20 protein-coding genes, 1 tRNA gene and 1 pseudogene are annotated in these 23,542 nt (G+C 61.2%); 2 read left to right on the top strand and 20 right to left on the bottom strand.

Features of this window, described 5'->3' with window-relative positions; genetic code table 11:
- Positions 1 to 6: 6 nt before the first annotated feature.
- The 6 genes from RB216_RS10565 to RB216_RS10540 form a co-directional block, all read right to left on the bottom strand.
- Positions 7 to 777 carry an APH(3') family aminoglycoside O-phosphotransferase gene (locus RB216_RS10565; RefSeq protein WP_068933999.1) on the bottom strand — a complete coding sequence of 257 codons (771 nt, stop codon included), beginning with the start codon at positions 775 to 777 and terminating at the stop codon, positions 7 to 9.
- Between the two features lie 380 nt (positions 778 to 1,157).
- Entirely contained in the window at positions 1,158 to 2,444 is a 1,287-nt protein-coding gene (gene dctA, locus RB216_RS10560; RefSeq protein ID WP_308908665.1) for a C4-dicarboxylate transporter DctA, read from the bottom strand.
- A gap of 40 nt (positions 2,445 to 2,484) precedes the next feature.
- Positions 2,485 to 3,426, bottom strand: a complete 942-nt coding sequence (locus RB216_RS10555) for a D-2-hydroxyacid dehydrogenase (protein WP_028619658.1) — start codon at positions 3,424 to 3,426, stop codon at positions 2,485 to 2,487.
- Positions 3,423 to 3,806, bottom strand: coding sequence for a VOC family protein (locus RB216_RS10550; RefSeq protein WP_028619657.1), 384 nt, complete (start codon positions 3,804 to 3,806; stop codon positions 3,423 to 3,425). The genes RB216_RS10555 and RB216_RS10550 overlap by 4 nt, the downstream gene beginning before the upstream one ends.
- Positions 3,799 to 4,749 (bottom strand): hydroxymethylglutaryl-CoA lyase, encoded by a 951-nt coding sequence (locus RB216_RS10545; RefSeq protein WP_028619656.1) that lies wholly within the window; start codon positions 4,747 to 4,749, stop codon positions 3,799 to 3,801. Before RB216_RS10545 ends, RB216_RS10550 begins: the two co-directional genes overlap by 8 nt.
- Positions 4,750 to 4,765: 16 nt before the next feature.
- Positions 4,766 to 5,956: a CaiB/BaiF CoA transferase family protein gene (locus RB216_RS10540; protein WP_308908664.1), complete on the bottom strand. Its 1,191-nt coding sequence runs from the start codon at positions 5,954 to 5,956 to the stop codon at positions 4,766 to 4,768.
- Between the two features lie 112 nt (positions 5,957 to 6,068).
- Between RB216_RS10540 and RB216_RS10535 the strand changes: the two genes are divergently transcribed.
- Positions 6,069 to 6,980, top strand: coding sequence for a LysR family transcriptional regulator (locus tag RB216_RS10535; RefSeq protein ID WP_308908663.1), 912 nt, complete (start codon positions 6,069 to 6,071; stop codon positions 6,978 to 6,980).
- Between the two features lie 140 nt (positions 6,981 to 7,120).
- On the opposite strand, the gene RB216_RS10530 is transcribed toward RB216_RS10535, so the two are convergent.
- The 7 genes and pseudogenes from RB216_RS10530 to RB216_RS10500 all read right to left on the bottom strand — a co-directional run bounded on the left by RB216_RS10530 (position 7,121) and on the right by RB216_RS10500 (position 12,158).
- Positions 7,121 to 7,196, bottom strand: a tRNA-Gly gene (locus tag RB216_RS10530).
- 63 nt (positions 7,197 to 7,259) lie between these two features.
- Positions 7,260 to 7,820, bottom strand: a complete 561-nt coding sequence (pgsA, locus tag RB216_RS10525; protein WP_003232771.1) for a CDP-diacylglycerol--glycerol-3-phosphate 3-phosphatidyltransferase — start codon at positions 7,818 to 7,820, stop codon at positions 7,260 to 7,262.
- A gap of 32 nt (positions 7,821 to 7,852) precedes the next feature.
- The gene (uvrC, locus tag RB216_RS10520) at positions 7,853 to 9,676 is read right to left on the bottom strand and encodes an excinuclease ABC subunit UvrC (protein ID WP_028619653.1); all 1,824 of its coding nucleotides are present in this window, start codon (positions 9,674 to 9,676) and stop codon (positions 7,853 to 7,855) included.
- A 1-nt stretch (position 9,677) separates the two neighbouring features.
- Positions 9,678 to 10,319, bottom strand: coding sequence for a response regulator transcription factor GacA (gacA, locus tag RB216_RS10515; RefSeq protein ID WP_016977368.1), 642 nt, complete (start codon positions 10,317 to 10,319; stop codon positions 9,678 to 9,680).
- Positions 10,320 to 10,470: 151 nt separating this feature from the next.
- Positions 10,471 to 10,841: pseudogene (locus RB216_RS10510) on the bottom strand (helix-turn-helix domain-containing protein).
- A 134-nt stretch (positions 10,842 to 10,975) separates the two neighbouring features.
- Positions 10,976 to 11,407 (bottom strand): GNAT family N-acetyltransferase, encoded by a 432-nt coding sequence (locus RB216_RS10505; protein ID WP_308908662.1) that lies wholly within the window; start codon positions 11,405 to 11,407, stop codon positions 10,976 to 10,978.
- 1 nt (position 11,408) lies between these two features.
- Positions 11,409 to 12,158 carry a carbon-nitrogen hydrolase family protein gene (locus RB216_RS10500; protein WP_305384645.1) on the bottom strand — a complete coding sequence of 250 codons (750 nt, stop codon included), beginning with the start codon at positions 12,156 to 12,158 and terminating at the stop codon, positions 11,409 to 11,411.
- 613 nt (positions 12,159 to 12,771) lie between these two features.
- Between RB216_RS10500 and RB216_RS10495 the strand changes: the two genes are divergently transcribed.
- Positions 12,772 to 13,842: a 3-deoxy-7-phosphoheptulonate synthase gene (locus RB216_RS10495; protein WP_308908661.1), complete on the top strand. Its 1,071-nt coding sequence runs from the start codon at positions 12,772 to 12,774 to the stop codon at positions 13,840 to 13,842.
- Positions 13,843 to 13,972: 130 nt separating this feature from the next.
- Here RB216_RS10495 and RB216_RS10490 read toward each other — a convergent pair whose 3' ends face one another.
- The 7 genes from RB216_RS10490 to RB216_RS10460 all read right to left on the bottom strand — a co-directional run bounded on the left by RB216_RS10490 (position 13,973) and on the right by RB216_RS10460 (position 23,529).
- Entirely contained in the window at positions 13,973 to 14,674 is a 702-nt protein-coding gene (locus RB216_RS10490; protein ID WP_308908660.1) for an NAD(P)H-dependent oxidoreductase, read from the bottom strand.
- Between the two features lie 9 nt (positions 14,675 to 14,683).
- On the bottom strand, positions 14,684 to 16,303 hold the full coding sequence (locus tag RB216_RS10485) for an ABC transporter ATP-binding protein (protein ID WP_028619647.1): 1,620 nt from the start codon (positions 16,301 to 16,303) through the stop codon (positions 14,684 to 14,686).
- A gap of 3 nt (positions 16,304 to 16,306) precedes the next feature.
- Positions 16,307 to 17,134 carry an ABC transporter permease gene (locus RB216_RS10480; protein ID WP_028619646.1) on the bottom strand — a complete coding sequence of 276 codons (828 nt, stop codon included), beginning with the start codon at positions 17,132 to 17,134 and terminating at the stop codon, positions 16,307 to 16,309.
- A gap of 3 nt (positions 17,135 to 17,137) precedes the next feature.
- The gene (locus RB216_RS10475; RefSeq protein ID WP_305384636.1) at positions 17,138 to 18,097 is read right to left on the bottom strand and encodes an ABC transporter permease; all 960 of its coding nucleotides are present in this window, start codon (positions 18,095 to 18,097) and stop codon (positions 17,138 to 17,140) included.
- Between the two features lie 120 nt (positions 18,098 to 18,217).
- Positions 18,218 to 19,804, bottom strand: coding sequence for an ABC transporter substrate-binding protein (locus RB216_RS10470; protein WP_028619644.1), 1,587 nt, complete (start codon positions 19,802 to 19,804; stop codon positions 18,218 to 18,220).
- A 19-nt stretch (positions 19,805 to 19,823) separates the two neighbouring features.
- Positions 19,824 to 21,431, bottom strand: coding sequence for a 5-guanidino-2-oxopentanoate decarboxylase (locus tag RB216_RS10465; protein ID WP_028619643.1), 1,608 nt, complete (start codon positions 21,429 to 21,431; stop codon positions 19,824 to 19,826).
- Positions 21,421 to 23,529, bottom strand: a complete 2,109-nt coding sequence (locus RB216_RS10460; RefSeq protein WP_308908659.1) for an acetate--CoA ligase family protein — start codon at positions 23,527 to 23,529, stop codon at positions 21,421 to 21,423. The genes RB216_RS10465 and RB216_RS10460 overlap by 11 nt, the downstream gene beginning before the upstream one ends.
- Positions 23,530 to 23,542 lie beyond the last annotated feature (13 nt).

The following is a 23,542-nucleotide window of genomic DNA, read 5'->3' as shown; positions in this document are numbered from 1 at the left end:
ATGCGGTCAATAAAACTCATCCAGCAGACAGTAGAACGCTATGCGTCGATGATCCGGCTCCACGCCATAGGCCCTGAAAAACGGAGCGACCCAGGCGGCCCCACAGTTACGCTCAATACTTCGGGCGGCCAGCGCAAGATCCTGATAGATGTCACTGATACCGAGCCGACCGCAGTCGATGTAGCCGGTAAAACGGCTGCCTTCCATCATGAAGTTGGGCAGGCAGGCATCGCCGTGGGTGACCGCAAGATCTTGGACCTTGGGACGTGACGCCAACAATTCTGCGAAGGCTTCGGCAGCAGTCCGGCCTGTTCGATCATCGTCAAAATCGTCCTCGTCAACGAGGCCAGCAAGCATTCGGCTCCTGGCGATGGCTATGCGCTGCTCCAACGAGTGATCAAAGGGACATAGCTCAACAGGCACCTGATGCAGCGCGCGCAAGGCTGTTGCGAGGATGCTGATGAGCTCGGATGGAGACACGCTGGCGCAATCGGACAGATCCTTTCCGGGAACAGCCGTCATCAGCAACCAATGCCGATCACGTTCCGTCGTGGCATCAAGCACTGTCGGCCCAGGCAAGTTCAGCCCGTTCATCCAACCCAGTCGCTCAATCTCTTGCGGCAGCTCGCTGTGTACGCCAATAGGCTCGGACTTAACGAACAGGTCCTGCGCACCGGCACCGCGAACGCGAAAAACCTCGGCCCCGGATTCGCCAACCGTTTGACGCTCGATCGTCGCCCCATCGAACTGCCGGGACCACTGGGAAGGAAAGTTCATCAGCGCTTTACTCTCTTATCAACAAAAGCAGCCATCGTCATTACCAGCCCCCCTTCCTTGCGAGACAACATTCTTCACCAGCATCGATAAGACAGGAATTCAGGTATCGGCTCATGGGCCGACTCCAGGTGGTAAGTGATGGGGTTGAAGAAAAGCGTACCCGGTATGAGGCAGACGGCAGCACCCGGTTTGCTGTTCAAAAGAAAACGCAAATTAGCACTTTGTTTTTTGGATAATCCACACGCTAAAGGTAAAGAGTTGTGAAAGAGTTCCCCTCGGTTTCACATCCCGCGTGGAGCCGCACGCGTATCGGGAGCAAGCAGGCTCACTGCCGAATCATGCTACTGACCTTCAATTGTCCTTTAGCGTCGCTGCACGCCCTACCCCAACTCACGCCTGAGCTGCTCTCGATCCAACGCCCCATCCCAGCGTGCAATAAACAGCGTGGCAACGCCGTTGCCGATCACGTTGATCAGCGCGCCGCCTTCCGAGATAAATCGGTAAACGCCCAACACCAGCACCAACCCCGCCGCAGGAATTACATCGATCGAACCGAGGGTGGCGGCCAGGGTGATGAACGCGCCGCCGGTCACACTCGCCGCGCCTTTGGAGGTCAGCAGCAGGATCAACAGCAAGGTCACTTGGTGATACAGCGACACATCGATGTCCAGAGCCTGGGCAATGAAGATCGCCAGCACCGTCATGTTGATGCAGCTGCCGTCCAGGTTGAAGCAATAACCGGACGGCACGACCAGGCCGACAGTGGACTTCTCACAACCGAGTTTTTCCAGCTTGCCCATCAGGCGCGGCAAGGCGGATTCCGAGGATGAGGTGCCCAGCACCAACACCAGTTCTTCACGGATGTACTTGAGGAACTTCCACAGGCTGAAACCGGCCAATCGCGCGACCACGTTCAACACCACGAACACAAACACCAACCCAGTGAGGTAGTAGCACACCAGCAGGTTGACGTACGCCCCCAGCGACTGCACGCCGTATTTGCCGACGGTGAATGCCATGCCACCAAACGCTCCCAGCGGCGCCAGGTACATAACGATCTTGAGCATGCGGAAGAACGCCTTGGCCACCAGATCGATGGTGTTCAGCAAGGGTTTACCGGTATCGCCTAGTAGCTGCAGACCGAACGCAAACAACACCGAGATGAACAGCACCTGGAGGATGTCGCCGTCGGTAAACGCGCCGAACACCGTACTGGGCACGATATGCGTGAGGAACCCGACCACGCTCTGATCGTGGGCCGCCTTGGTGTAACCGGCAATAGCCGATGCATCTAGGCTTGCCGGATCGATATGCATGCCCGCGCCCGGCTTGAGCAGGTTGACACCCATCAGGCCGATCACCAGCGCAATGGTCGTCAGCACTTCAAAGTAGACCAGGGATTTGAAGCCGATGCGGCCGATGCGCTTGAGGTCCTGCATGCCGGCGATGCCGCTGACCACCGTGCAGAAGATGATCGGCGCGATCAGCATCTTGATCAGCTTGATGAAGGTGTCGCCCAAAGGCTTCATCTGTTCGCCCAGGTTTGGGCTGAAATGGCCGAGGATCACCCCCAGCACAATGGCCGCGAGGACTTGCACATACAGGTGCCGGTAGAACGGTGTGCGCTGTGGCAGCGCTTGGATCGACGAGCTGATTGTTTTTGTCATGGCTCTGCCTATGGATTATGTGAGGGGCGTCGCTGGCGTTTCAGGTCACCACGTTGATCGGTTTGTTGGCGGCGAATGCCTCGATGTTGGCCAGCAGCACCGCCTTGAGGCGCGCGACGCTGCTTTGACTGGCCCAGGCGACGTGGGGGGTGATCAGCAAATTGGGGTGATCACAGTGCAGCAACGGGTGGTCGGGTTGCGGCGGTTCCACGTGCAGCACATCCAGTGCAGCGCCGCCCAATTGGCCGCTGGCGAGACCGGCGAGGACGGCGTTTTCGTCCACCAATGCACCGCGTGCGGTATTGATCAACAAGGCGCCGGGTTTCATCCGCGCGATTTCGACGGTGCCGATCAGATAACGGGTCTGGGGTGTCAGCGGGCAATGCAGGGTCAGTGCATCGGCCTTGGCCAGCACCTCCTCGAACGCCACGTAACCCGCCCTCACCTGCTGCGCGCCACGGTGTTCGGCAAACATCACACTGATGTCCAAGGCCTTGGCCAGGCGCGCGACGCGACTGCCGATATCGCCGCGACCGACGATGCCCAGGGTCGAGCCTTGCAGGTCCTGGATCGGTGCGCCGTGTACGCAGAAGTGCGAAGACTGCGGCCACAGAAGCGCCGAGGCAGCGCGGTACGCCATCAAGTGACGACGCAGCGCAAACAGCGAACCGATCACCGACTCCGCCACGCTGACCGCGCTGTAGGCCGGCACGTTGCACACCGTCACGCCCTGATCACGGCAGGCGACGAGGTCCACGCAATCGTAGCCGGTCGCCGCCACGCAGATCAGCTTCAGGCGGGGCAATTGCTCCAGGGTGACGCGGTCCAGGCGTACCTTGTTGGTGATCGCAACGTCGGCGTCTGCCAGGGCTTCGAGTACGTGATCGGGGCTGGTGTGTTCACGCTCGGTCCAGTGGCTGGCTTGGACGGGACGCGCCAACGGGGACGGCAGGCTCGCGCCGTCGAGAAACACGATATTCATGCAGCTACCTGCTGGGAAATTTCGATGAGGTTCAGATCGGGGTCACGCACATACACCGAGCGAATCGGACCGGTTGCACCGGTACGCAGCACCGGGCCTTCGATGATCGGCCAGGTTTCAGCCTTCAAATGGGCGATCACTGCTTCCAGGGGAATGCTAGCGATAAAGCACAGGTCCAGCGCCCCAGGCACTGGCAGGTGGGCCTTGGGCTCGAACTCATGCCCACGCTCATGCACGTTGATTTTCTGACTGCCAAAACGCAAGGCGACGCGGCCATTGCCAAAGGTCTCCAGGCGCATGCCCATGACGCGGGTGTAGAAGTCTTTGCAGGCGGTCAGGTCGATAGTGGTAAGGACCAGGTGGTCGAGATGATCAATCATGATGGGCTACCGGTTGGGTCAGGGTGTGTACGTGTTCGGGAATGGGGTGCAGGTCCAGGCGTTTGCCGGCCTTGAGGATCTGGCTGGGGGTGGCATGGCCGATCAGACCGGGTAACCGGGCAGAGGCGGCCAGTACGCGGTCCAGCTGCAGGCCGGTGTCATAACCCATCAAGTCGAGCATGTGCACCAGGTCTTCCATGCACACGTTGCCGCTGGCGCCGGGTGCATAGGGGCAACCACCGAGGCCGCCAAGCGAAGCGTCGAAACGGTCGATTCCGGCCTGCAACGCCGCCAGCGTATTGGCCAGGGCCATGCCTCGGGTGTTGTGGAAATGCAAGGTCAGTTGCAGCTCGGGAAAGCGCTCGCGCACCTGCCGCGACAGCGCTTCCACCTGTGTGGGATAGGCCATGCCGGTGGTGTCGCACAGCGTGATGCCGCGCACGCCCAGCCTGGCAAAACGTTCGACCCATCCCAGCACATCGTCTGCCGGCACATCACCCTGCATCGGGCAGCCAAACACCGTGGACAACGACACATTGACCGCCACCGGCCCGCGCCCAATCACTCCCACCACGTCCCGAAGCTGAGCGAACGACTGCTCGCGGGTCATGCGCAGGTTGGAGCGGTTATGCGGCTCGCTCACCGACATCACCAGGTTGGCCTCATCGATGCCACAACCCAGCGCCCGTTCGGCACCGCGCACGTTGGGCACCAGCACCGTGTACTCCACGCCCTTTTGACGATGGATCCCGGCCATCACGGCCTCGGCATCGCGCAACGCAGGGATGGCCTTGGGTGAGGTAAACGAAGTCACTTCGATCTTGGCGTAGCCGCACTGGCTCAGTTCGTCGATCAACGCGATTTTCTGTTCGGTGTCGATAAAAGTCTTTTCGTTCTGGAAGCCGTCACGGGTCGCGACCTCCTGCAGGTACAGGCGTTTCATAGCGTTACTCCTTGATTCAGATCAGGCCGCGAGTGCGCCAGGCTTCACGGGTCGCCGCGTCGATACCGATGCCGTCGAGCACCGCATCGGTGTGCTGCCCAAGGGTGGGCGCACGCGAGTGCACGCGACCGGGTGTCACCGTCAACTTGGGCACGATGCCGGGTAAGATGACGGCGGTGCCGTCGTCCAACTGGCTGGCGAGCAGCATGTCGCGGGCCTGGTAATGGGGGTCGGCGGCAATGTCCGCGGCGTCGTAGATCTTGCCGGAGGGGATGTTCGCGTCCTGCAGCGCGGCCAGCACCGCATCGAGGTTTCTTTCGGCGGTCCAGGTGGAAATCGCTTCATCGATGCGCGCCACATGGCGCACACGACCATCGTTCTGCGTCAGTTCCGGGTCGTCGGCCAGGTCCAGACGCTCGATCTTTTCCATCAGGCGCCGGAAGATGCTGTCACCGTTGCCTGCAATCAAGGCGTACTTTCCATCCTTGCAACGATAGGCATTGGTCGGCGCGATGCCTGGCAGGCTGCTGCCGGCCGGTTCGCGCACGCTGCCGAACACCGAGTACTCGGGAATCAGGCTTTCCATCATGTTGAAAACCGACTCATACAAGGCCACATCCACCTGCTGGCCAGCACCGCGATTCTGCTCGCGATGACGCAAGGCAAGCAGCACACCGATCACGCCGTGCAGTGCGGAAAGCGAGTCGCCTATCGACACTCCCACCCGCACTGGCGTGCGCCCCGGTTCACCGGAGAGATGGCGCAGGCCGCCCATGGCTTCACCGATTACACCAAAGCCTGGCAAGTCGCGATAAGGCCCGGTCTGGCCGTAGCCGGAGACCCGCAGCATCACCAGACCAGGGTTGATTGATGACAGCTCATCCCAGCCAAGGCCCCATTTCTCAAGGGTTCCAGGGCGGAAGTTTTCGATCAGGATATCGGCGTCCTTGACCAGTCGCTTGACCACCTCGCGGGCTTCGACCTGGCGCAGGTCAAGGGTGACAGACTGCTTGTTGCGCGACTGTGCGGCCCACCACACCGACGTACCGTCGTGCAGCAAACGCCATTTACGCAGGGGATCGCCGGTGATGGGGGGTTCGATCTTGATCACTTCGGCGCCGAACTCGGCGAGGATCTTGGCGGCGAAAGGTCCGGCAATCAGTTGGCCCATTTCGACCACCTTGATGCCTTCCAGGGGTAGGCTCATGACGTTGTCCGTTCTTGTTGGAGGTGATGGCCGGATAATCCCTCCAAAAACAGGCCGTGAGAATGTCAAAGATTTCCACTACTCTTTCCTGATGGGAAACACGGAGATGGAAGTGATCAATCTACTGCAATTGGATCTGGCCTCCCTGCGCCTGCTGGTGCTGGCCGCCAAAACAGAAAATCTCACCCAGGCCGCCAACAGCGCACACATGACCGTTTCCGCCGCGAGCAAACGGTTGGCCGAACTCGAACGCGTCACCCACTGCACCCTGTTCACCCGCGTCCCCCGTGGCCTGCAATTGACCCCGGCAGGACGTGGCCTGGCCGAACATGCGCGCACCCTGCTGGACGTGGCCCAGCAAATGGCCCATGACGCCAACGACTACGCCAAGGGTATGCGCGGCCACGTGCGGTTGTTTGCCAATACATCGGCGGTGATCCAGTTCCTGCCGGCGGACCTGGCGAGTTTCCTGGCCGCCAACCCGCACGTGCGTATCGAATTGGAAGAAGCACTCAGCGATCGCACCATTCACGCCGTAGAAAACGGCGAGGCCGAGATCGGCATCTTTGCCGACAACGTGCCCGCTCCCGGCTTGCACACGCAGCCCTATCGACGTGACCGGCTGGTGGTGCTGGTGCCGCAAACCCATCTGTTGGCACAGCGTTCAAGCGTAACGCTGGCCGACACCCTGGACTTTGACTATGTCGCCTTGAACCAAGGCAGCTCGCTGCTGAGGCGTATCAACGATGCCGCCGCCAGCACTGGCAAGCGCCTCAAGGTGCGTATCCAGGTCAGCAGCTTTGATGGGATTTGCCGGATGATTGAAGCGGGGCTGGGGATCGGCATACTGCCGCTGGGGTCGGTGCATTCCGAGTTGCTGGCGTCCAAGCTGCGGGCGATACCGCTTGAAGGAGAGTGGGCGTCGCGGACCTTGTATGTCGGCGTGGCGGACGCGACGCGCCTGTCGCCAGAGGCGGCGAACCTGTATCGCTATTTGAGCAATCTGGAGGTTGCACTCGCGTAGAAGCCTTGATTGGCGGTGACGGCAGGTCAATAGCGGTGAGGATAGGTTGCCAATTGTGTAGACGAAGGCACTTCAAGGCCTCATTTGCTGAATCGCAGGCAAAAAAAAGCCACTCGTTAGAGTGGCTTTTTCTTTGTGTTTGGAGCGGGAAACGAGACTCGAACTCGCGACCCCGACCTTGGCAAGGTCGTGCTCTACCAACTGAGCTATTCCCGCGTCTTGGTGATGCGCATTCTATAGAATTATCGGAACCCGTCAACCCTTTGATTCAAAAAAGTTTTATTTCTTTTCAACGGTAGTGCGCAGATGCGGCCAGGCAGCGCGTAAATACTGGAGCATGGACCACAAGGTCAGGCCAGCGGCGATCAGCAGCAAGGCGTAGCCAGTCAGGACCCAGAAGGAGAAGTCCGACGGGTTGGCCAGCAGGATAACCAGCGCAAGCATTTGCGCGGCGGTTTTCCACTTGCCCATGTTGGACACGGCTACGTGAGCGCGGGCGCCGATTTCGGCCATCCATTCACGCAGGGCCGAGACGACAATCTCGCGACCGATGATCACGGCGGCTGGCAAGGTCAGCCACAGGTTGCCGTGTTCTTGCACCAGTAGAACCAACGCGACGGCCACCATGAGCTTGTCGGCCACCGGGTCCAGGAACGCGCCGAACGGCGTGCTCTGCTCCAGGCGACGGGCCAGATAGCCGTCGAGCCAGTCGGTGGCGGCCGCGAAGGCGAACACGGAGCTGGAGGCCGCATAGCTCCATTCGTACGGCAAATAGAACAACAGAATGAAAATCGGGATAAGCAGGACGCGTAGAACGGTGATCAGATTAGGGATATTCATCGGCACAACTGGCTACGAGGTGGAAAGGCATTCTATTCGCTGTGCAGATTCGCATAAATCAACTCAGCGAGCTTTTTACTGATACCGGGTGCTTTGGCTATTTCGTCAATGCTGGCACGGGATAGCTCTTGCAAGCCACCAAAATGTTTAAGCAAGTCGCGTCGTCGTGTCGGCCCGACCCCCGCCACCCCTTCCAGGGTTGAGGTTCGTCGGGTTTTGCCACGCCGGGCACGGTGGCCGGTAATGGCGAAACGGTGGGCTTCGTCACGGATCTGTTGGATCAGGTGCAGCGCAGGTGAGTCGCCCTTCAAGGTGAACTCATGGGCGGCATCATTCAAGTACAACGTCTCGAAACCGGCCTTGCGCGTGGCGCCCTTGGCCACGCCGAGCAGGATCAGATCCGGCACCGCCAGCTCGTTGAGCACGTCGCGGGCCATGGACAACTGCCCCTTGCCGCCGTCCACCAACAGGATATCCGGCAGTTTGCCCTCGCCGTCCTTCAGTTTGCTGAAGCGCCGTGTCAGGGCCTGGTGCATGGCGGCATAGTCATCGCCGGCGGTGACGCCTTCGATGTTATAGCGCCGATAATCGGATTTGATCGGCCCTTCCGGCCCGAACACCACACAGGACGCCACGGTGGCTTCGCCGCTGGAGTGGCTGATGTCATAGCACTCCAGGCGCTGCGGCGGCTCGTCCAGGTTGAGGACTTCGGCCAGGGCATCGAAGCGCGCGGCGACGTGCTGTCGATTGGCCAGGCGCGCACCCAGAGCCTGTTCGGCATTGGTCACGGCCAATTGTTGCCAGCGCGCGCGGGTGCCGCGTACACGGTGGCTGATATCCAACTCGCGGCCGCGCAGTTCGTGGATCGCCTCGATCAGCGTGGGGAAATCTTCATGCACCACGTTGACGATCAGCTCCGACGGCAAATCGCGTTCGGGACTGCTGACGTAGTACTGGCCAAGGAAAGCTGCCATGACTTCGGCCACTTCCTCATCTATACCTGTCTGCGGGAAGAAGTTCTTGCTGCCCAACACCCGCCCGCCACGCACGCTGATCAGGTGCACACAGGCGCCGCCCGGGTTGACGAAGGCAGCAATCACGTCGACGTCGCCGGTGCCGCCTTCCATGCTCTGCTGGTCCTGCACGCGGCGCAGCAGCGAAATCTGGTCACGCAGCTCGGCGGCGCGCTCGAAGTCCAGGGTGCTGGCGGCCTGCTCCATGGCGCCGGAGAGCTCATCGGTCAAGGCATTGCTGCGGCCTTCAAGGAACATCACCGAATGGCGTACATCCTCGGCGTACTCCGCCGGTTCGACCAGGCCCACACAAGGCGCCTTGCAACGCTTGATCTGGTATTGCAGGCAAGGCCGTGTGCGGTTCTTGTAGAAACTGTCTTCGCACTGGCGCACAAAAAATGTCTTTTGCAGCAGGCTCAGGCTCTCGCGGATCGCGCCCGCACTGGGATAGGGTCCGAAATACTTGCCCTTCTGCTTCTTCGCGCCACGGTGAATGCTCAGCCGCGGGAAGTTGCCGTCGGATAAAAACACATAGGGGTAGGATTTATCGTCTCGCAGCAGGATGTTGTAGGGCGGCCGCCACTCCTTGATCAGCGTCTGCTCAAGCAGCAGCGCTTCGGTCTCATTGGCGGTGATGGTGGTTTCGACCTGAGCGATACGCGCCACCAGCGCAGCGGTTTTCGGCGCGAGACCGGTCTTGCGAAAGTAGCTCGCCAGACGGTTCTTCAGGTTCTTGGCTTTGCCGACATACAGCAGGCGCGCCTCGCTGTCGAACATGCGGTACACGCCGGGGCGGCCGCTGCAGGTCGAGAGAAAGGCACTGGGATCAAACGGCGTGGTCATGTCAGGCGCTGGCGTCCACCATGCCGTGGCGCACCGCGAGCAGGGTCAATTCAACATCACTGCTGATGGCGAGCTTCTCGAAAATGCGATAACGGTAGGTGTTGACGGTCTTGGGCGACAGGCACAGTTTGTCAGAGATGCTCTGCACCTTCTGGCAGCCGACGATCATCAAGGCAATCTGGATTTCCCGCTCCGACAGCGCATCGAACGGTGAGTCGCTGACGGGCTGGAAGGATTTGATGGCCAATTGCTGGGCAATCTGCGGGCTGATGTAACGCTGGCCGGCAAACACCAGGCGAATGGCTTGCACCATCTCCGCCAGGCCTGCGCCCTTGGTCAGGTAACCCGCCGCCCCTGCCTGCAACAAGCGCGTAGGGAACGGGTCTTCTTCACACACAGTGACCACCACGACTTTGATGTCCGGATGGCTGCGCAACAATTTGGTCGTGGCACCAAGACCGCCTATACCGGGCATCTTGACGTCCATCAGCACCACATCGGGTTTCAACTCCCGAGCCTTGATCAGGGACTCTTCCCCGGACTCGGCCTGGCCGACTACTTGCAGGCCATCGATGTCAGCCAGCATTCGTGTAATGCCTGTACGAACGAGATCATGGTCATCGACTACTAGCACCCTAATCAAGCAGACACCTCGCGATATGGTCTTATAGGTTGCTGAACACCTTAGCAAAAAACCAAGGCGCAGACCTAGCTGCAAGCGTCATATATATAGTGTTTGAACACACAGTAGCCGCCCACCGAGAAGTGGACGGCTCTATTTACTGGGCAGCGGGTCAGGAATCCTGGGGCTGCGGCTTGGTTTTTCCATTATGCGCAAAAGAAAGAATGCTCGGCCAGGGTCGAGGTCAAACGGCGGATAGCGTCTTGGTCCTCCTTGAACATGGCGCAGCAGTCCGCCAGGACTTTCTCTTCAATCTGGCTCAGACTTTCCAATTGAATCGGGGTTGCCGTACCCGTCAACACGTACAACACATCCACACCTAGTTTGCGCCACAAGAGACAAGTAGTCCGCCCTAGGTGCCCGTCCCCCACGTTCGTATTTCACTTGTGCATTGGCTTCAACACCACCTATTTCACCAAAAACCCTTTGCGACAGGCCAAGCCGTTCTCTTTCTTGCCTCAAGCGCGAGCCTATTCCACTCATTTGAATGCCTTTCCAAATTTTTCACACTCATAAAGGTAGTTAGTTCCAGCGTACGCCCATGAACATGACGTTGAAACGACGTAGGAAGGTCGCCTCCTTGACCAATATGCGCTGATTGGAATGGGCCACAGAAATTAGCTGGATGGGCAGGCACGTTCCATGCGCCAGAAGCAATCCTCCTCACCGACAATGCTCAAGCCCCTGCGCTGATAAAGCCTCCTGGCCGGATTGGTCTTGAATACGGTCAAACGCAACAGACCCAACGCCTGCGCCTTGGACGCCATCTGCTCCAACACCCAACTGCCTGCGCCAAGTCCGCGGCAGGCCTGGAGCATGTGCAGCTCGCGAATATAGAGCGCGCGGCTATCGCGGCTCAGGCTGACAAAGCCCATCACTGCATCGTCATTGCAGATCAGCCAGTTTTCACGGCCGCCCCAAGCGACGTCGAAGCCATCGTTGGACCACATCAGGTCGTATTGCTGGTAGTAGCGGCTCATGGCCTCGAAGGTCAGGCTTCTGGCGAATGGCAGGTCCCGATCAGTTGCCGCGCGCAGTTGGAACGCCATGTTAGACAGCCACCACTTGCCCAGCCCACTGCCCACCCTCACGACGGGCAATCACCAGCGAGTCGCCGACACCGGAGGCGGCGGCGACTAAACCGCCATCAGCCGCCCAGATAGCGCTGCGACCAGCGCAGACATAGCCACCGGATGGACCACCATGGTTGGCCATCAACACCAGCAGCCCATGTTCGGCCGCATAGCCTTGGAGCAATGTGCTATCGGTCGCGTAGCCGCCCTCGCTGATCAGCACACCCGCGGCATAAATCGTAGCACCCGCCTCAGCCGCCCGACGTGGATGGCTGGCATGGGAGAAGTCCGCGCATACCGCCAAAGCTATCCGATCATCCCCCCACTCCAAGGCCGAACCGCCCTGCCCTGGGACAAACGCAACCTCTTCGCCAGGGTGCAGGTGCTGTTTGGTGTAGATCGCCAGCGAGCCATCCCCCCCCAGCACCAGTGCGCCGATCAACACGCCCAAGCCAGGCGCCAGGCGGATAGGCATGCCCACCACCGCCGTCAACCGCAGCTCCTGCGCCTTTTCGCGCAGCGGCTTCAAGACCCTGTCGCCTGGCTCAATCGCTAACCCGGCCGCCAGGGACGGTTCATAACCTGTCAACGAAAGCTCTGGAAACACCAGCAACTGCACACCCTGCTTGGCCGCCGCACGCATGAACACCAGGTGCCGCTCAATATTGGCCGGCAGATTGCCCGCGATAGAAACGGATTGTGCAGCAGCAATGGTCAAGGCGGTCATGGTCGCGTTCCAGCAATCATTGTCAGAGTGTGACCAGCATATCGGCACTCTCCCATAGCCGTAAGTCCCCCACGACGATAGAAATTTCTGATTGAAACCACCCGTGCGCGTCGAGTAAGCTCTGCCCATCATTTGGAGACACACCATGTTGCAACTCACCCACACTCAGGTTTGCTCTGCTGCCAGCGCCCCGCGCTCGGTGTCGGCTACCCGTGTGAACGGTTCGAGCGCACTGGTCAGCTTTTATTTTGGGTATTGGTTTAGCCACTGGCGCGCCTGATACCTGAAATCGGCGCCCACTACTCAAGGGGTCGCCTACCAGAGAAATCTAACCCCCGGTCGGCTCCCCGACCGGGGGTTTTGTTTTTTCAGCCTCTAAAACTTTTTGAAGAACACTTAAAGGACACACGACATGAACTACGCCACCTATTACCGCTACGACACTTCCACTGCATGGCGATTTAGCCAGCTCCGCTCGGGACAGCCTGCCGCCTCCGATCGGTCACCTCTTGGTGGCAAGCCAACACACGTAGCCAATACGGCCAATTGTCGAACACCCCAGTAGGGCAGAGCGCGCGGGAACAGCCCGCCGCTTGCCCAGGAAGCCTTGAACATGAATTCTGCCACCGCCGCTCTGCCGATTTCTGCACTGACCAGCGCCAATGAAGCCCTGACCCAGCGCCTGCCCAGCTCCCTTGAGCTCAAGCACCAACTGCCTCTCAGCCCGTTCCTCAACGAACAAGTCCACGCCCATCGCCAAGCCGTGCGCGCCATCCTCAATGGCGAAGATTCCCGCTTGCTGGTGATTGTCGGCCCGTGCTCGATTCACGACCCTGAGTCGGCCATGGAATACGCACGCAACCTGAAGAAACTCGCGTTGGAAGTCAGCGACCAGATGCTGCTGGTGATCCGCGCCTACGTCGAAAAACCGCGCACCACCATCGGCTGGAAAGGCCTGGCCTACGATCCTCATTTGGACGGCAGCGATGACATGGCCGCCGGCCTCACCCTGTCCCGCGAACTGATGCGCGAAATGCTGCGCCTCGGCCTGCCGGTCGCCACTGAGCTGCTGCAACCTATGGCAGCCGGCTACTTCGATGACCTGCTCAGTTGGGTCGCGATTGGCGCGCGCACCACCGAATCGCAGATCCACCGCGAAATGGCCAGCGGCCTGGGCATGCCCGTGGGCTTCAAGAACGGCACCGACGGCGGCGTCGCGATTGCCTGTGACGCGATGCGCTCGGCATCCTACCCGCACCGTCACTTCGGCGTCGACAGCCAGGGCCACCCGGCGATCATCCAGACCCCAGGCAACCCCGACACGCACTTGGTGCTGCGCGGCGGGCACCGTGGGCCGAACTACGATGCGCAAAGCGTGGCGCAGGTGAAGCACGACCTGGCCAAGTCCAAGGTAGCGGCGCGGATCATGGTCGATTGCAGCCACGCCAACAGCGGCAAAGACCCATTGCGCCAACCGGCGGTGTTCAACGAGGTGCTGGAACAGCGGTTGCAGGGCGACACCTCGCTGATCGGCATGATGCTCGAAAGCCACCTGTTCGAAGGCTGCCAGCCGTTGAGTGCGTCGATGAAGTACGGCGTGTCAGTGACCGATGGTTGCCTGGGCTGGAATGGCACCGAGCAAATGCTGCGCAGTGCCGCCGAAAGATTGCGGAAACAACGCTAAATCATCAGGCATGTGAAGATCAAAATGTGGGAGCGGGCTTGCTCGCGAATGGGGTCTATCAGTGCCAAATGTACTGGCTGATCCACCGCTTTCGCGAGCAAGCCCGCTCCACATTTGAACTGTATTCAGCTCAGGGAATTGGGTACAGCGCCTCATCAAACTGCTCAAGCTTCGGAAACACCAAGGGCTGCTCATCCGCCAGCCCTTGCAGCCGTTGCGCATACTCCACCAGGAAATCTTGCCGTGCCTCGGCGCTGATGTACGGCACATGCCATGCCACAAACGGCGCCAGCACGTCATACCCCACATACGCCAGCGTGCCGCGCAGAATTGGCCGCAACATGTCCTCCAGCGGTCCATGAATCGCGCCCTCGCCAAACATATGCTCGCGCCCGCCCAGGGTCACCGTGACCATCGCCCGCTTGCCCGCCAGGCCGCCTTGATCGTAAAAGCGCTTGCCGCCGTAACACACGCCCGACACCAGCACCCGGTCAATCCAGCCCTTGAGCATGGCCGGTGCGGAGAACCAGAAGATCGGAAAGTTGAGGATCAGCAGATCTGCCCACAACAGCTTGTCCAACTCGCCCTGGATATCCGCGGCGATCGACTGCTTCTTCACCCCCAGCCGCTGCTCCAGGGCATACACCAGGTACTCGGGATTTTCCCGCGATGAAAAGTCCGCCGCCGACGCCACCGGGTTCCACTGCATGGCGTACAAATCGCTGACCTTTACCTCATGCCCCTGGCCTTCCAGCGTGGCCACCGCCTGATCGCGCAAGGCAGCGGTGAATGACTGCGGCTCGGGGTGCGCGTGAACAATCAAAACCTTCATACAAACTCCTCAAACGGTGTGCGCCGCCCGTTGGGCCAGCAAATGATCGAGCCAGTCGGGGTCCATCTCGGGCTCCGATGAAAACAGCAGGCCGGTGTAGTCCTGGTACGGCGGGGTAAAAATCGCGCTGCGAGTGCCCTGGTCCACCACCCTGCCCCGCTGCATCACCACCACTTCGTCGGCGATGGCGCGCACGGTGGCGACGTCATGGGTGATAAACAAGTAGCCCACGCCCAGTTGCTGCTGGAGGCGGTTGAGCAACTTCAGCACGCCCTCCGCCACCAGTTGATCGAGGGCCGATGTGACTTCATCACAGATGATCAGTTGCGGGTCAGCTGCCAAGGCGCGGGCAATGCAGATACGCTGTTTCTGGCCACCGGACAGTTCCCTCGGTTGGCGCTCCATGAACACCGCCGGATCCAACTCGATCATCTCCAGCAACTCGGCGACACGAGCGCGCATCGCCTTGCCCTTGAGCCCCAGGTAAAACGTCAGCGGCCGGCCAATGATGTCGACGATGCGCTGGCGCGGGTTCAGCGCGGTGTCGGGGATCTGGTAGATCATCTGGATCCGCCGCAATTGCTCCTTGCTGCGCTGACGAAAGTCGACCGGCAACGCCTCGCCGTCGTACAGCACTTGCCCCGCCGTGGCCGGCAACAGTCCGGTAATCAACCGCGCCGTGGAGCTCTTGCCGCTGCCCGACTCGCCGATCACCGCCAGGGTCTGGCCGCGATAGAGCTTCATCGACACGTCATGCAGCACCGGCTGATGCCCATAACTGGCGCTCACTTGGCACACCTCCAGCAGTGGTCGTTCCTGCGTCGAACAGGCCTTGGGCTCGGTGCGAAAACTGCGCACCGCCCACAGGGATTTGGTGTAGTCCTGCTGCGGCTGGCTGAGCATGCTGCGGGTGTCGGCCTCTTCTACCAACTTACCGTGGCGCAGCACCATGATACGGTCGGCCATCTGCGCCACCACCGCCAGGTCGTGGCTGATGTACAGCGCGGCACTGCCGTAGGTTTTCACCGCATCGCGGATCGCCGCCAGCACTTCTATCTGGGTGGTCACGTCGAGGGCCGTGGTGGGCTCGTCAAAGATGATCAGGTCCGGGTGGCAAGCCATGGCCATCGCGGTCATGACACGCTGCAACTGCCCGCCGGAGACTTGATGAGGATAACGCTGGCCAATGGTTTCCGGGTTGGGCAGGCGCAGCACGCGATACAACTCCACCGCCTCACGCTCGGCCTGGGCGCGATCGATACCGCCGTTGATCACCGCCGTTTCCACATGCTGATCGATCAGGCGATGCGCCGGGTTGAACGACGCCGCCGCGCTCTGCGCTACATAGGCAATGCGCAGGCCACGCAGCTTGCGCAGCGCCTCGGGCTTGGCCTGCAGCAATTGGATGCCATCAAAACACACCGAGCCGCCAATGATGCGGCAACCGTCCCGCGCATACCCCATCGCCGCCAGCCCCAGGGTGGATTTGCCCGCCCCCGACTCGCCGATCAAACCCAGCACTTCACCGCGTTGCAAGGTCAGGTCGATGCCCTTGATCAGCGGGTGCCAGGCGTCTTCGTAATGCCCTTCGATCTGCAGGTTGCGGATTTCCAGCAATGGCTTGTCCATCCTTCAACACTCCTTCAGGCCGCTGGATTTGTGCAGCATCCAGTCGACGACAAAATTCACGCTGACGGTGATCAACGCCACTGCCAGGGCCGGCAGCAACGGGCTGATGTCGCCGAAGGTGATCAACACCGCATTGTCACGCACCATGCTGCCCCAGTCGGCAGTGGGCGGTTGAATGCCCAGGCCAAGAAACGACAACGCGCTGATAAACAAGAACACAAAACAGAAGCGCAGGCCGAATTCGGCAATCAGCGGCGCGGCAGCGTTGGGCAACACTTCACGGGTGACCAACCACCACAGACCTTCGCCGCGCAGGCGGGCGGCTTCGACAAAGTCCTGCACCACCACGGTCATTGCCACCGCACGGGACAGGCGAAACACCCGTGTCGAATCCAGCAATGCAATCACCAACACCAGTGACGTGGCGTTGGTGCCCACCACGCTGAGGATCAGCAAGGCGAAGATCAGTTGCGGGATCGCCATCAGCACATCCACCACCCGCGACAAACCCTGGTCGATCCAGCCACCCTTGATGGCCGCCACCAAGCCGCTCAAGCCACCCAGCAAAAACGCTAGCGTAGTCGTCAGGAAAGCAATGCCCAGCGTGTTGCGCGCGCCGTACACCAAACGGCTGAACATGTCGCGTCCCAGGTTATCGGTGCCCAGCAGGAACTGGCCGCTCCAGGGCGCAAAGCCCTCGCCCACCACCTGGGTTTCGCCATAGGGCGCCAGCAACGGCGCAAACACAGCCACCGCGATGTACAACAGAATAATCAGCAAGCCGAACTTGGCGCTCAACGGCGCACGGGCCACTTGGCTCAGCAGGTTCATGGGCTACCCCTTGGGATGCATCAGGCGTGGGTTGCTGGCGATGGACAACACGTCCGCCCCGGTATTGAGCAGGATGTAAGTGGCGGCAAAGATCAGGCTGCACGCCTGCACCACTGGGATGTCGCGCTTGGATACCGAGTCCACCAGCAACTGGCCCAGGCCCGGATAGACGAACACCACTTCGACCACCACCACCCCCACCACCAGATACGCCAGGTTCAGCGCGACCACGTTGACGATCGGCGCCAGCGCGTTGGGCAGTGCATGCCGCCAGATAATCCGCGACTGACGGATGCCCTTCAGGCGAGCCATTTCGATATAGGGGCTGGCAAGCAGGTTGATCAGGGACGCGCGGGTCATGCGCATCATCTGCGCGATCACCACCAGGCTCAGGGTCGCCACCGGCAGTACCGAGCGTTCCAGGAGCGTGCCAAAGGTGGCATCCGGCGCCAGGTTGGACAGGCTGGGGAACCAGCCGAGTTTCACCGAGAACACCAGGATCAGCAGGTAGGCGACGAAGAACTCCGGAAACGACACGGCGCTCAACGCCGACGTATTGAGCAGCCGATCGAACCAGCTGTTGCGGTACAGCGCCGCCAGCATGCCCAGCACCAGCGCCGTGGGCACCGAGACCAACGCCGCCAATGCAGCCAGGCTCAGGGTGTTGCCCAATCGCGCGCCGATCAGCTCGGCGATGGGCCGTTGATTGGCCAGCGACGCCCCCAGGTCGCCGTGCAGCAGGCGCAGCAACCAGTGCGCAAAGCGCGTGAACGGCGGCAGATCCAGGCCCAGCTGCGCGCGAAACGCCGCCACGGTTTCCGGCGTGGCGGACTGACCGAGCATGGCCTGGGCAATATCCCCCGGCAGCATGCCCACGGCGAGAAAGATGATCACCGACACGGCGAACAACGACAGCACACCCAGGGCCAGGCGTTGCAGGACCAACTTCAACAAGCTATTCATCGTGCGATTCCTTGACTGGGCACGCGTTCAAAGACATCACCGCCCTAATGTAGGAGCTGGCTTGCCAGCGATGCGGCCAGCGGCATCACCGCCAGCCTCCGAAGCCGGCTCCTACAAGGGTCAGGCCTGCCACCACCGCTCGATCAACCGCAGCCCATCCAACTCACCATAGGGCGCGGTCAGCGGCCCGTGGTTGACCTTGTTCGAACGCGCCGCCACGGAGCTGGCAAACAGCGGCACAATCGCGCCGCCGTCATCCCGGCACAGAGCCTGCATTTCGTTGTACATCTCCTGGCGCAACGGCGCGTTCATCTCGCCACGGGCGGCGTTGAGCAGTTGGTTGAAGCGCGGGTTGTCCCAGTGGGTTTCATTCCACGCCGCGCCTTTGGCGTAGCCGATGCTGAACATGCGGTCGGCGGTCAGGCTGCTGTACCAGAACGAAGTGGTGAACGGCTGCTTCATCCAGACGTTGGAGAAGAACCCATCGGCCGGTTCACGCACCACATCGATGTCGATACCCGCTTGGCGTGCCTGCTCCTTGAACAATACCGAGGCGTCCACCGCACCGGTGTAGGCCGCGTCAGAAGCTTGCAGGCGCACCTTGAGCGACTCCACACCGGCCTTGCGCAGGTAGAAGCGCGACTTGTCCGGGTCGTAGGCGCGCTGCTCCAGTGCCGCGTTGATAAAACGACTGCCGGGCTGGATCGGGTGGTCGTTGCCCACCAGGCCGTAGCCGTGCAGTACCGAAGCCAACAGCGTCTCACGGTTGATCGCGTGCTTCATGGCCATGCGGATGTCGTTGTTCTTGAACTCGTTGCTGTCGCACAGCATCGGGAAGGTGTAGTGCTGGGCGCCTTTGGTTTCCTCGATCACCAGCGCTGGATTGCGCTTGAGCAAGGCCACGGTCTTCAGGTCGACCTTGTTGATCACATCCACCTGGCCGGTGACCAGCGCATTGACCCGCGCGGCGCCGTCGGCGATGGCAAGCAATTCGGCACTGGCGAAGTGCGCGCGGTCGGGTTTCCAGTAGTCGGGGTTGCGTTCAAGGTCCATCCGCACGCCGGGTTCGAAGCTTTTCAGGCGATAGCCACTGGTGCCCACGCCGGCTTGCCAGTCAGCCACGCCGTCCTTGGCGGGCATGATCACCAGGTGGTAATCGGCGACAACGTAGGCGAAGTCGGCATTGCCTGAATGCAGTTCGAACACCACCGCATCGCTGCCCTTGGCGCTCACACTGGCGACATCACCCAGCACGGTCTTGGCGGCCGAGGTGGACTTGGCGTCCAGGTGATGGTTGATCGAGGCCACCACGTCTTCGGCGGTCAGACTTTTACCGTTATGAAAGGTTACGCCAGGGCGCAGGTGGAAGGTCCACACCCGAGCATCCGGCGTGGACTCAAAGCGCTCGGCCAGTTCGGGAATCGCGCTGCCGTCCACCGCGATTTCCGTAAGGGTGTTGTACACCGCCGAGAAACCGACAAAGGTGAAGGTATCGACCCAGGACCCCGGATCGCGGGAATCGGTGGTGCTGCCACCGGCCAGGCCCAGGCGCAGCACGCCGCCCGGTCTGGGCGTGGCGTCTGCGGCAAACGCCTGCAACGGCAAGCCCATGGAAAACGCCGCGGCCACCGCGCCAGCCACGGCGCTGTGTTTGAGGAAGTCGCGGCGGTGCATCGCTTGAGTCATTTTGTTGTTGTTTTCGCTCATGGTCTTGTCTCTCTAAAGGTCAACAGGCACAGGCATGTTTCAACTCGATCAAGGTCACGCCATTGCGTTTGAAAGCGTTGCGCAGGTCCGTCTGCAATTCATCCAGGTTGCGGGGCTGGTTCACGGCGCAACCGAACGCCTGGGCGAACAGCGCGAAATCCGGGTTGCGCGGCAACACGCCGATGGGTTCAATGTCAAGGTTGAGCATGTCATCGCGGATTTGGCCGAGGGCGTCGTTGTTCCACAACAGCACCACCAACGGGCTGTCCAGCTCTTCGACGGCAGTGGCCAGTTCCTGGGCGGTGTAGAGGAAACCACCGTCGCCCACCAGCACCAAACCCGGCCGTTGTGGCGCGCCGAACTTGGCGCCGATGCCTGCGGGCAAGCCGTAACCCAAGGTGCCGTAGCCGGTGGGATGCAACCAGCTGCGCGGCGCACGGCTGCGGTAGACGTAATTACCGGTGTAGGCCAGTTGGGTCATGTCGCTGCTGATGAACGCATTAGCCGGAAGTTCGGCTTCGATACGGTCGAGAATGGCTTGGTGGATGGACTGCAACGGCCCGTGTCCCAACTCGACCGCCTGCAGCAATGCCGCCACTGACGCGATGGCGGCGTCAGCGTTGCGGGATGTGGCCGGGAGGCGCTCCAGCAAGGCCAGCACGGTCTGCTGTGCATCGCCTTTAAGTGCCACGGCACAGGGATAGAAGTCATTGAACTTGCGCACGTCGATATCCACCCGCAACAGCTCGCCGTTGAGGGGCAAACGCTCACGCCAATAGTCGGTGTCGGCCATTTCCGTGCCCACCGCCAGCACCACATCCGCTTCGCTGATCAGTTGCCAGCCAGGTTCGACGCAGAGGGTGGAACCGGCATTCAGCGGGTCGTTGATGGGCAACAAACCCTTGCCGGCCACGCTGGTGAAGCACGGCGCCGCCAACTGGGCGCTCAACCGTTGCAAAGCCTCGCCCGCCGCCAATGCACCGCCACCGGCAATGATCATGGGCCGCTTGGCTGACGCGAGTTTGGCCACGGCCTGCTCCAAGGCTTCAGCCGACGGCAAGCCGCGACCAGGGCGGCGCACTACCTCGCTGCTCCAGTCCCGCTGGATCGGCGCGGCCAACACGTCCAGCGGCACCGAGATATGCACCGGACGGGGTCGCTCGCTGTCGAACACCGCGTAGGCGCGGGCGACCAATTCAGGCAAATCCTCGGTGCTCAGTGCCACCGCCGAAAACGCGGTGATCGGCGCCGTGATGGCGCGCTGGTCCTGGGTCTCATGCAGGATGCCCCAACCTTTGCCGAGGCTGGCGGTACTGTTGACGCTCGAAATCACCAGCATCGGAATCGAATCAGCGTACGCCTGGCCAATAGCGGTGGCGGCATTGGTCACGCCGGGACCGGTGATCACAAAACACACCCCCGGCTTGCCGCTGACTCGCGCGTAGCCGTCAGCCATAAAGCCGGCACCTTGCTCATGCCGTGTGAGCACATGGCGAATACCGCTGCCGGGCAGGCCGCGATACAGCTCCAGGGTGTGCACACCGGGGATACCGAACACCGTGTCGACGCCATAATTGGCCAGCAACCGCACCAGGGCCTGCCCGCCGGTCAGGGTTTTATCGTGCATGTTCATCTCCTAGACGGATCATTGCATCGACCGCCGTGGCGCCCTGGGCATTGACCAATAATGGGTTCACATCCAGCTCCAGCAACTGCCCGGCGTTGGCGCAGGCGTAGTCCGCCACGGCACGGATCGCGGCGACCAGTGCATCCATATTCGCCACTTCCCGCCCGCGAAAACCTTGCAGCAATGCTGCGCTGCGCAGGCTGAGCAAGGCGTTGCGGATCGCGCTGTCGGTGGTCGGCAACAACAGGCTGCGGCTGTCCTTGAGCAGTTCCACCAGGATCCCGCCGGCGCCGATGACCAGGGCCAGGCCGAAGTCGTTTTCGCGCTTGATGCCCACGATCAACTCGGCCAATGGCGGTGTAGCCATGGACTCCAGCAGCAATTGATCGAAGACGACATGCGGCGCATAAGTCCAAATATGCTCGCGCATCTGCTCAAGTGCGCTGGTCAGGGCCATGCCGTTTTGCAGGTTCAACACCACGGCACCGGCCTCGGTCTTATGCGGCAACTGTGCGCTGACCGCCTTGAGCACCAAGGGATAGCCCAGCAACTCTGCATCGTTGAGCGCCCTTCCCGGCGTACTCAGCACGCCGGCCGGTGTGGTCAGGCCGAATGCACGCAGGGCTTGCTTGGAGGCCCACTCGTCCAGGGCCCCGCCGCTGTCGTCCAGGGCTTTTGGGCACAAGGGCTCGAGGATCGACTCGCCTCGCTCCAGCAACACGCGACGGTTGTTCTGGTAATCGGCAATCCGCCCCCAAGCCGCCAATGCATCCTCTACGCCTTGCAGCGCAGCGATTCCCTGAGCATGCAGGCGCTCGCGGGCATGGGCCGGCAAGAGTTCGGGAAACGCCGAGGTGACAAATCCGGTCTTGCCATGCCGGCCGAGCGCGGCGCAGAACAGCGTTAGCAGCAGGTCGCACTCCTTGCGCTCGCCGGTGAATTCAGCCGGGTAATCCAGCACCAGCATGGCCGCATCGGCATCGGTTCGCAGGGCGGTTTCGAGCATGGCGTTGAGGGCTTCACGGTCGCCCCAGATGGCGGTGGTGAAATCCAGCGGGTTGACCAGGTTCGCGTAGCTGGGCAGCACCTGGGCCAGTTCAACGCGTTGCTCTTCGTCCAGTTTCGGCAAGGCCAGATGATTGCGTTCGGCATAATCGGCAATCAAGCCCGCATCGCCACCCGAACAGGCCAATGCAATCAAGCGATTGCCCGCCGGCAGATTGCCGCACGCCGCAGCTTTGAGGGTTTCGACAAAACTCACTGGCCCGCTGACGCGAATCACGCCCAGTCGCGCAAACAGGCTGTCGTACAGCGCGTCGGAGCCGGACAACGAACTGGTGTGACTCAAGGCCAGCTCGGCACCGATCTGCGACACGCCGGTTTTCAGCGCGATGATCGGAATGCCTTTCTCCAGGGCCTTATGCGCTGCTCGGGCAAACCCCGGCACATTCTTCAAGCCTTCCAGGTGCAGGCCGATGGCGGTGACGCGTGGTTCATCAAGCAACACATCCATCAGTTCGGCAACGCCCAGTTGCGCCTGGTTACCGACCGAGGCCATGTAGGCCACCGGCAGCGAACGGTCGCTCATCGACAGGTTGTAGGCGAAGTTGCCACTCTGGGTGAGCACCGCCACGCCCTTCTCCACCGACTTGCCGCCGTGGGCCACCGGCCACAGCGCCGAGCTGTGCAGGTAATCCAGCAAGCCGTAGCAGTTGGGGCCAAGCAAGGCCATGTCGCCCGCCGCCTTTAAGAGCTGCTGCTGCATGGCGGCGCCGCTGGCACCGGTTTCGGCAAAACCGGAGGCGTAGCAAATCGCGCCACCGGTGCCCATAGCGGCCAGTTCAGCGACGCAGGTCAGCGTCAATTCACGGTTGGTGGCGATAAACACCGCATCCGGCCCACACGGTAAATCGGCCACGCGACGCACACAGGGGATGCCATCGAGGCTGTCATATTGCGGGTTGACCAGCCACATCGGACCGGTAAAACCACCGTCGGCACAGCGCTTGAGCGCGCGCGCCATGCTGCGTCCGCCAACGAATGCCAGGTGCCGGGGCGCCAGCAGACGCTTGAGGTTGTCGCGAATAGCCTGGGACATACGCTCTCCTCGC

Source organism: Pseudomonas canadensis, assembly GCF_030980095.1.
Taxonomy (GTDB): domain Bacteria; phylum Pseudomonadota; class Gammaproteobacteria; order Pseudomonadales; family Pseudomonadaceae; genus Aquipseudomonas; species Aquipseudomonas canadensis.
The sequence above is the reverse complement of the archived record's forward strand: the minus strand, read 5'-3'. Positions and strand labels throughout refer to the sequence as shown.

What these genes read in the sequence shown, in the direction of transcription:
- RB216_RS10565 (WP_068933999.1), bottom strand. Translation starts at nt 777, where the DNA reads ATGAACTTTCCTTCCCAGTGGTCCCGGCAGTTCGATGGGGCGACGATC.
- dctA (WP_308908665.1), bottom strand. Translation starts at nt 2,444, where the DNA reads ATGACAAAAACAATCAGCTCGTCGATCCAAGCGCTGCCACAGCGCACA.
- RB216_RS10555 (WP_028619658.1), bottom strand. Translation starts at nt 3,426, where the DNA reads ATGAATATCGTGTTTCTCGACGGCGCGAGCCTGCCGTCCCCGTTGGCG.
- RB216_RS10550 (WP_028619657.1), bottom strand. Translation starts at nt 3,806, where the DNA reads ATGATTGATCATCTCGACCACCTGGTCCTTACCACTATCGACCTGACC.
- RB216_RS10545 (WP_028619656.1), bottom strand. Translation starts at nt 4,749, where the DNA reads ATGAAACGCCTGTACCTGCAGGAGGTCGCGACCCGTGACGGCTTCCAG.
- RB216_RS10540 (WP_308908664.1), bottom strand. Translation starts at nt 5,956, where the DNA reads ATGAGCCTACCCCTGGAAGGCATCAAGGTGGTCGAAATGGGCCAACTG.
- pgsA (WP_003232771.1), bottom strand. Translation starts at nt 7,820, where the DNA reads ATGAATATCCCTAATCTGATCACCGTTCTACGCGTCCTGCTTATCCCG.
- uvrC (WP_028619653.1), bottom strand. Translation starts at nt 9,676, where the DNA reads ATGACCACGCCGTTTGATCCCAGTGCCTTTCTCTCGACCTGCAGCGGC.
- RB216_RS10505 (WP_308908662.1), bottom strand. Translation starts at nt 11,407, where the DNA reads ATGGCGTTCCAACTGCGCGCGGCAACTGATCGGGACCTGCCATTCGCC.
- RB216_RS10500 (WP_305384645.1), bottom strand. Translation starts at nt 12,158, where the DNA reads ATGACCGCCTTGACCATTGCTGCTGCACAATCCGTTTCTATCGCGGGC.
- RB216_RS10495 (WP_308908661.1), top strand. Translation starts at nt 12,772, where the DNA reads ATGAATTCTGCCACCGCCGCTCTGCCGATTTCTGCACTGACCAGCGCC.
- RB216_RS10490 (WP_308908660.1), bottom strand. Translation starts at nt 14,674, where the DNA reads ATGAAGGTTTTGATTGTTCACGCGCACCCCGAGCCGCAGTCATTCACC.
- RB216_RS10485 (WP_028619647.1), bottom strand. Translation starts at nt 16,303, where the DNA reads ATGGACAAGCCATTGCTGGAAATCCGCAACCTGCAGATCGAAGGGCAT.
- RB216_RS10480 (WP_028619646.1), bottom strand. Translation starts at nt 17,134, where the DNA reads ATGAACCTGCTGAGCCAAGTGGCCCGTGCGCCGTTGAGCGCCAAGTTC.
- RB216_RS10475 (WP_305384636.1), bottom strand. Translation starts at nt 18,097, where the DNA reads ATGAATAGCTTGTTGAAGTTGGTCCTGCAACGCCTGGCCCTGGGTGTG.
- RB216_RS10470 (WP_028619644.1), bottom strand. Translation starts at nt 19,804, where the DNA reads ATGAGCGAAAACAACAACAAAATGACTCAAGCGATGCACCGCCGCGAC.
- RB216_RS10465 (WP_028619643.1), bottom strand. Translation starts at nt 21,431, where the DNA reads ATGCACGATAAAACCCTGACCGGCGGGCAGGCCCTGGTGCGGTTGCTG.
- RB216_RS10460 (WP_308908659.1), bottom strand. Translation starts at nt 23,529, where the DNA reads ATGTCCCAGGCTATTCGCGACAACCTCAAGCGTCTGCTGGCGCCCCGG.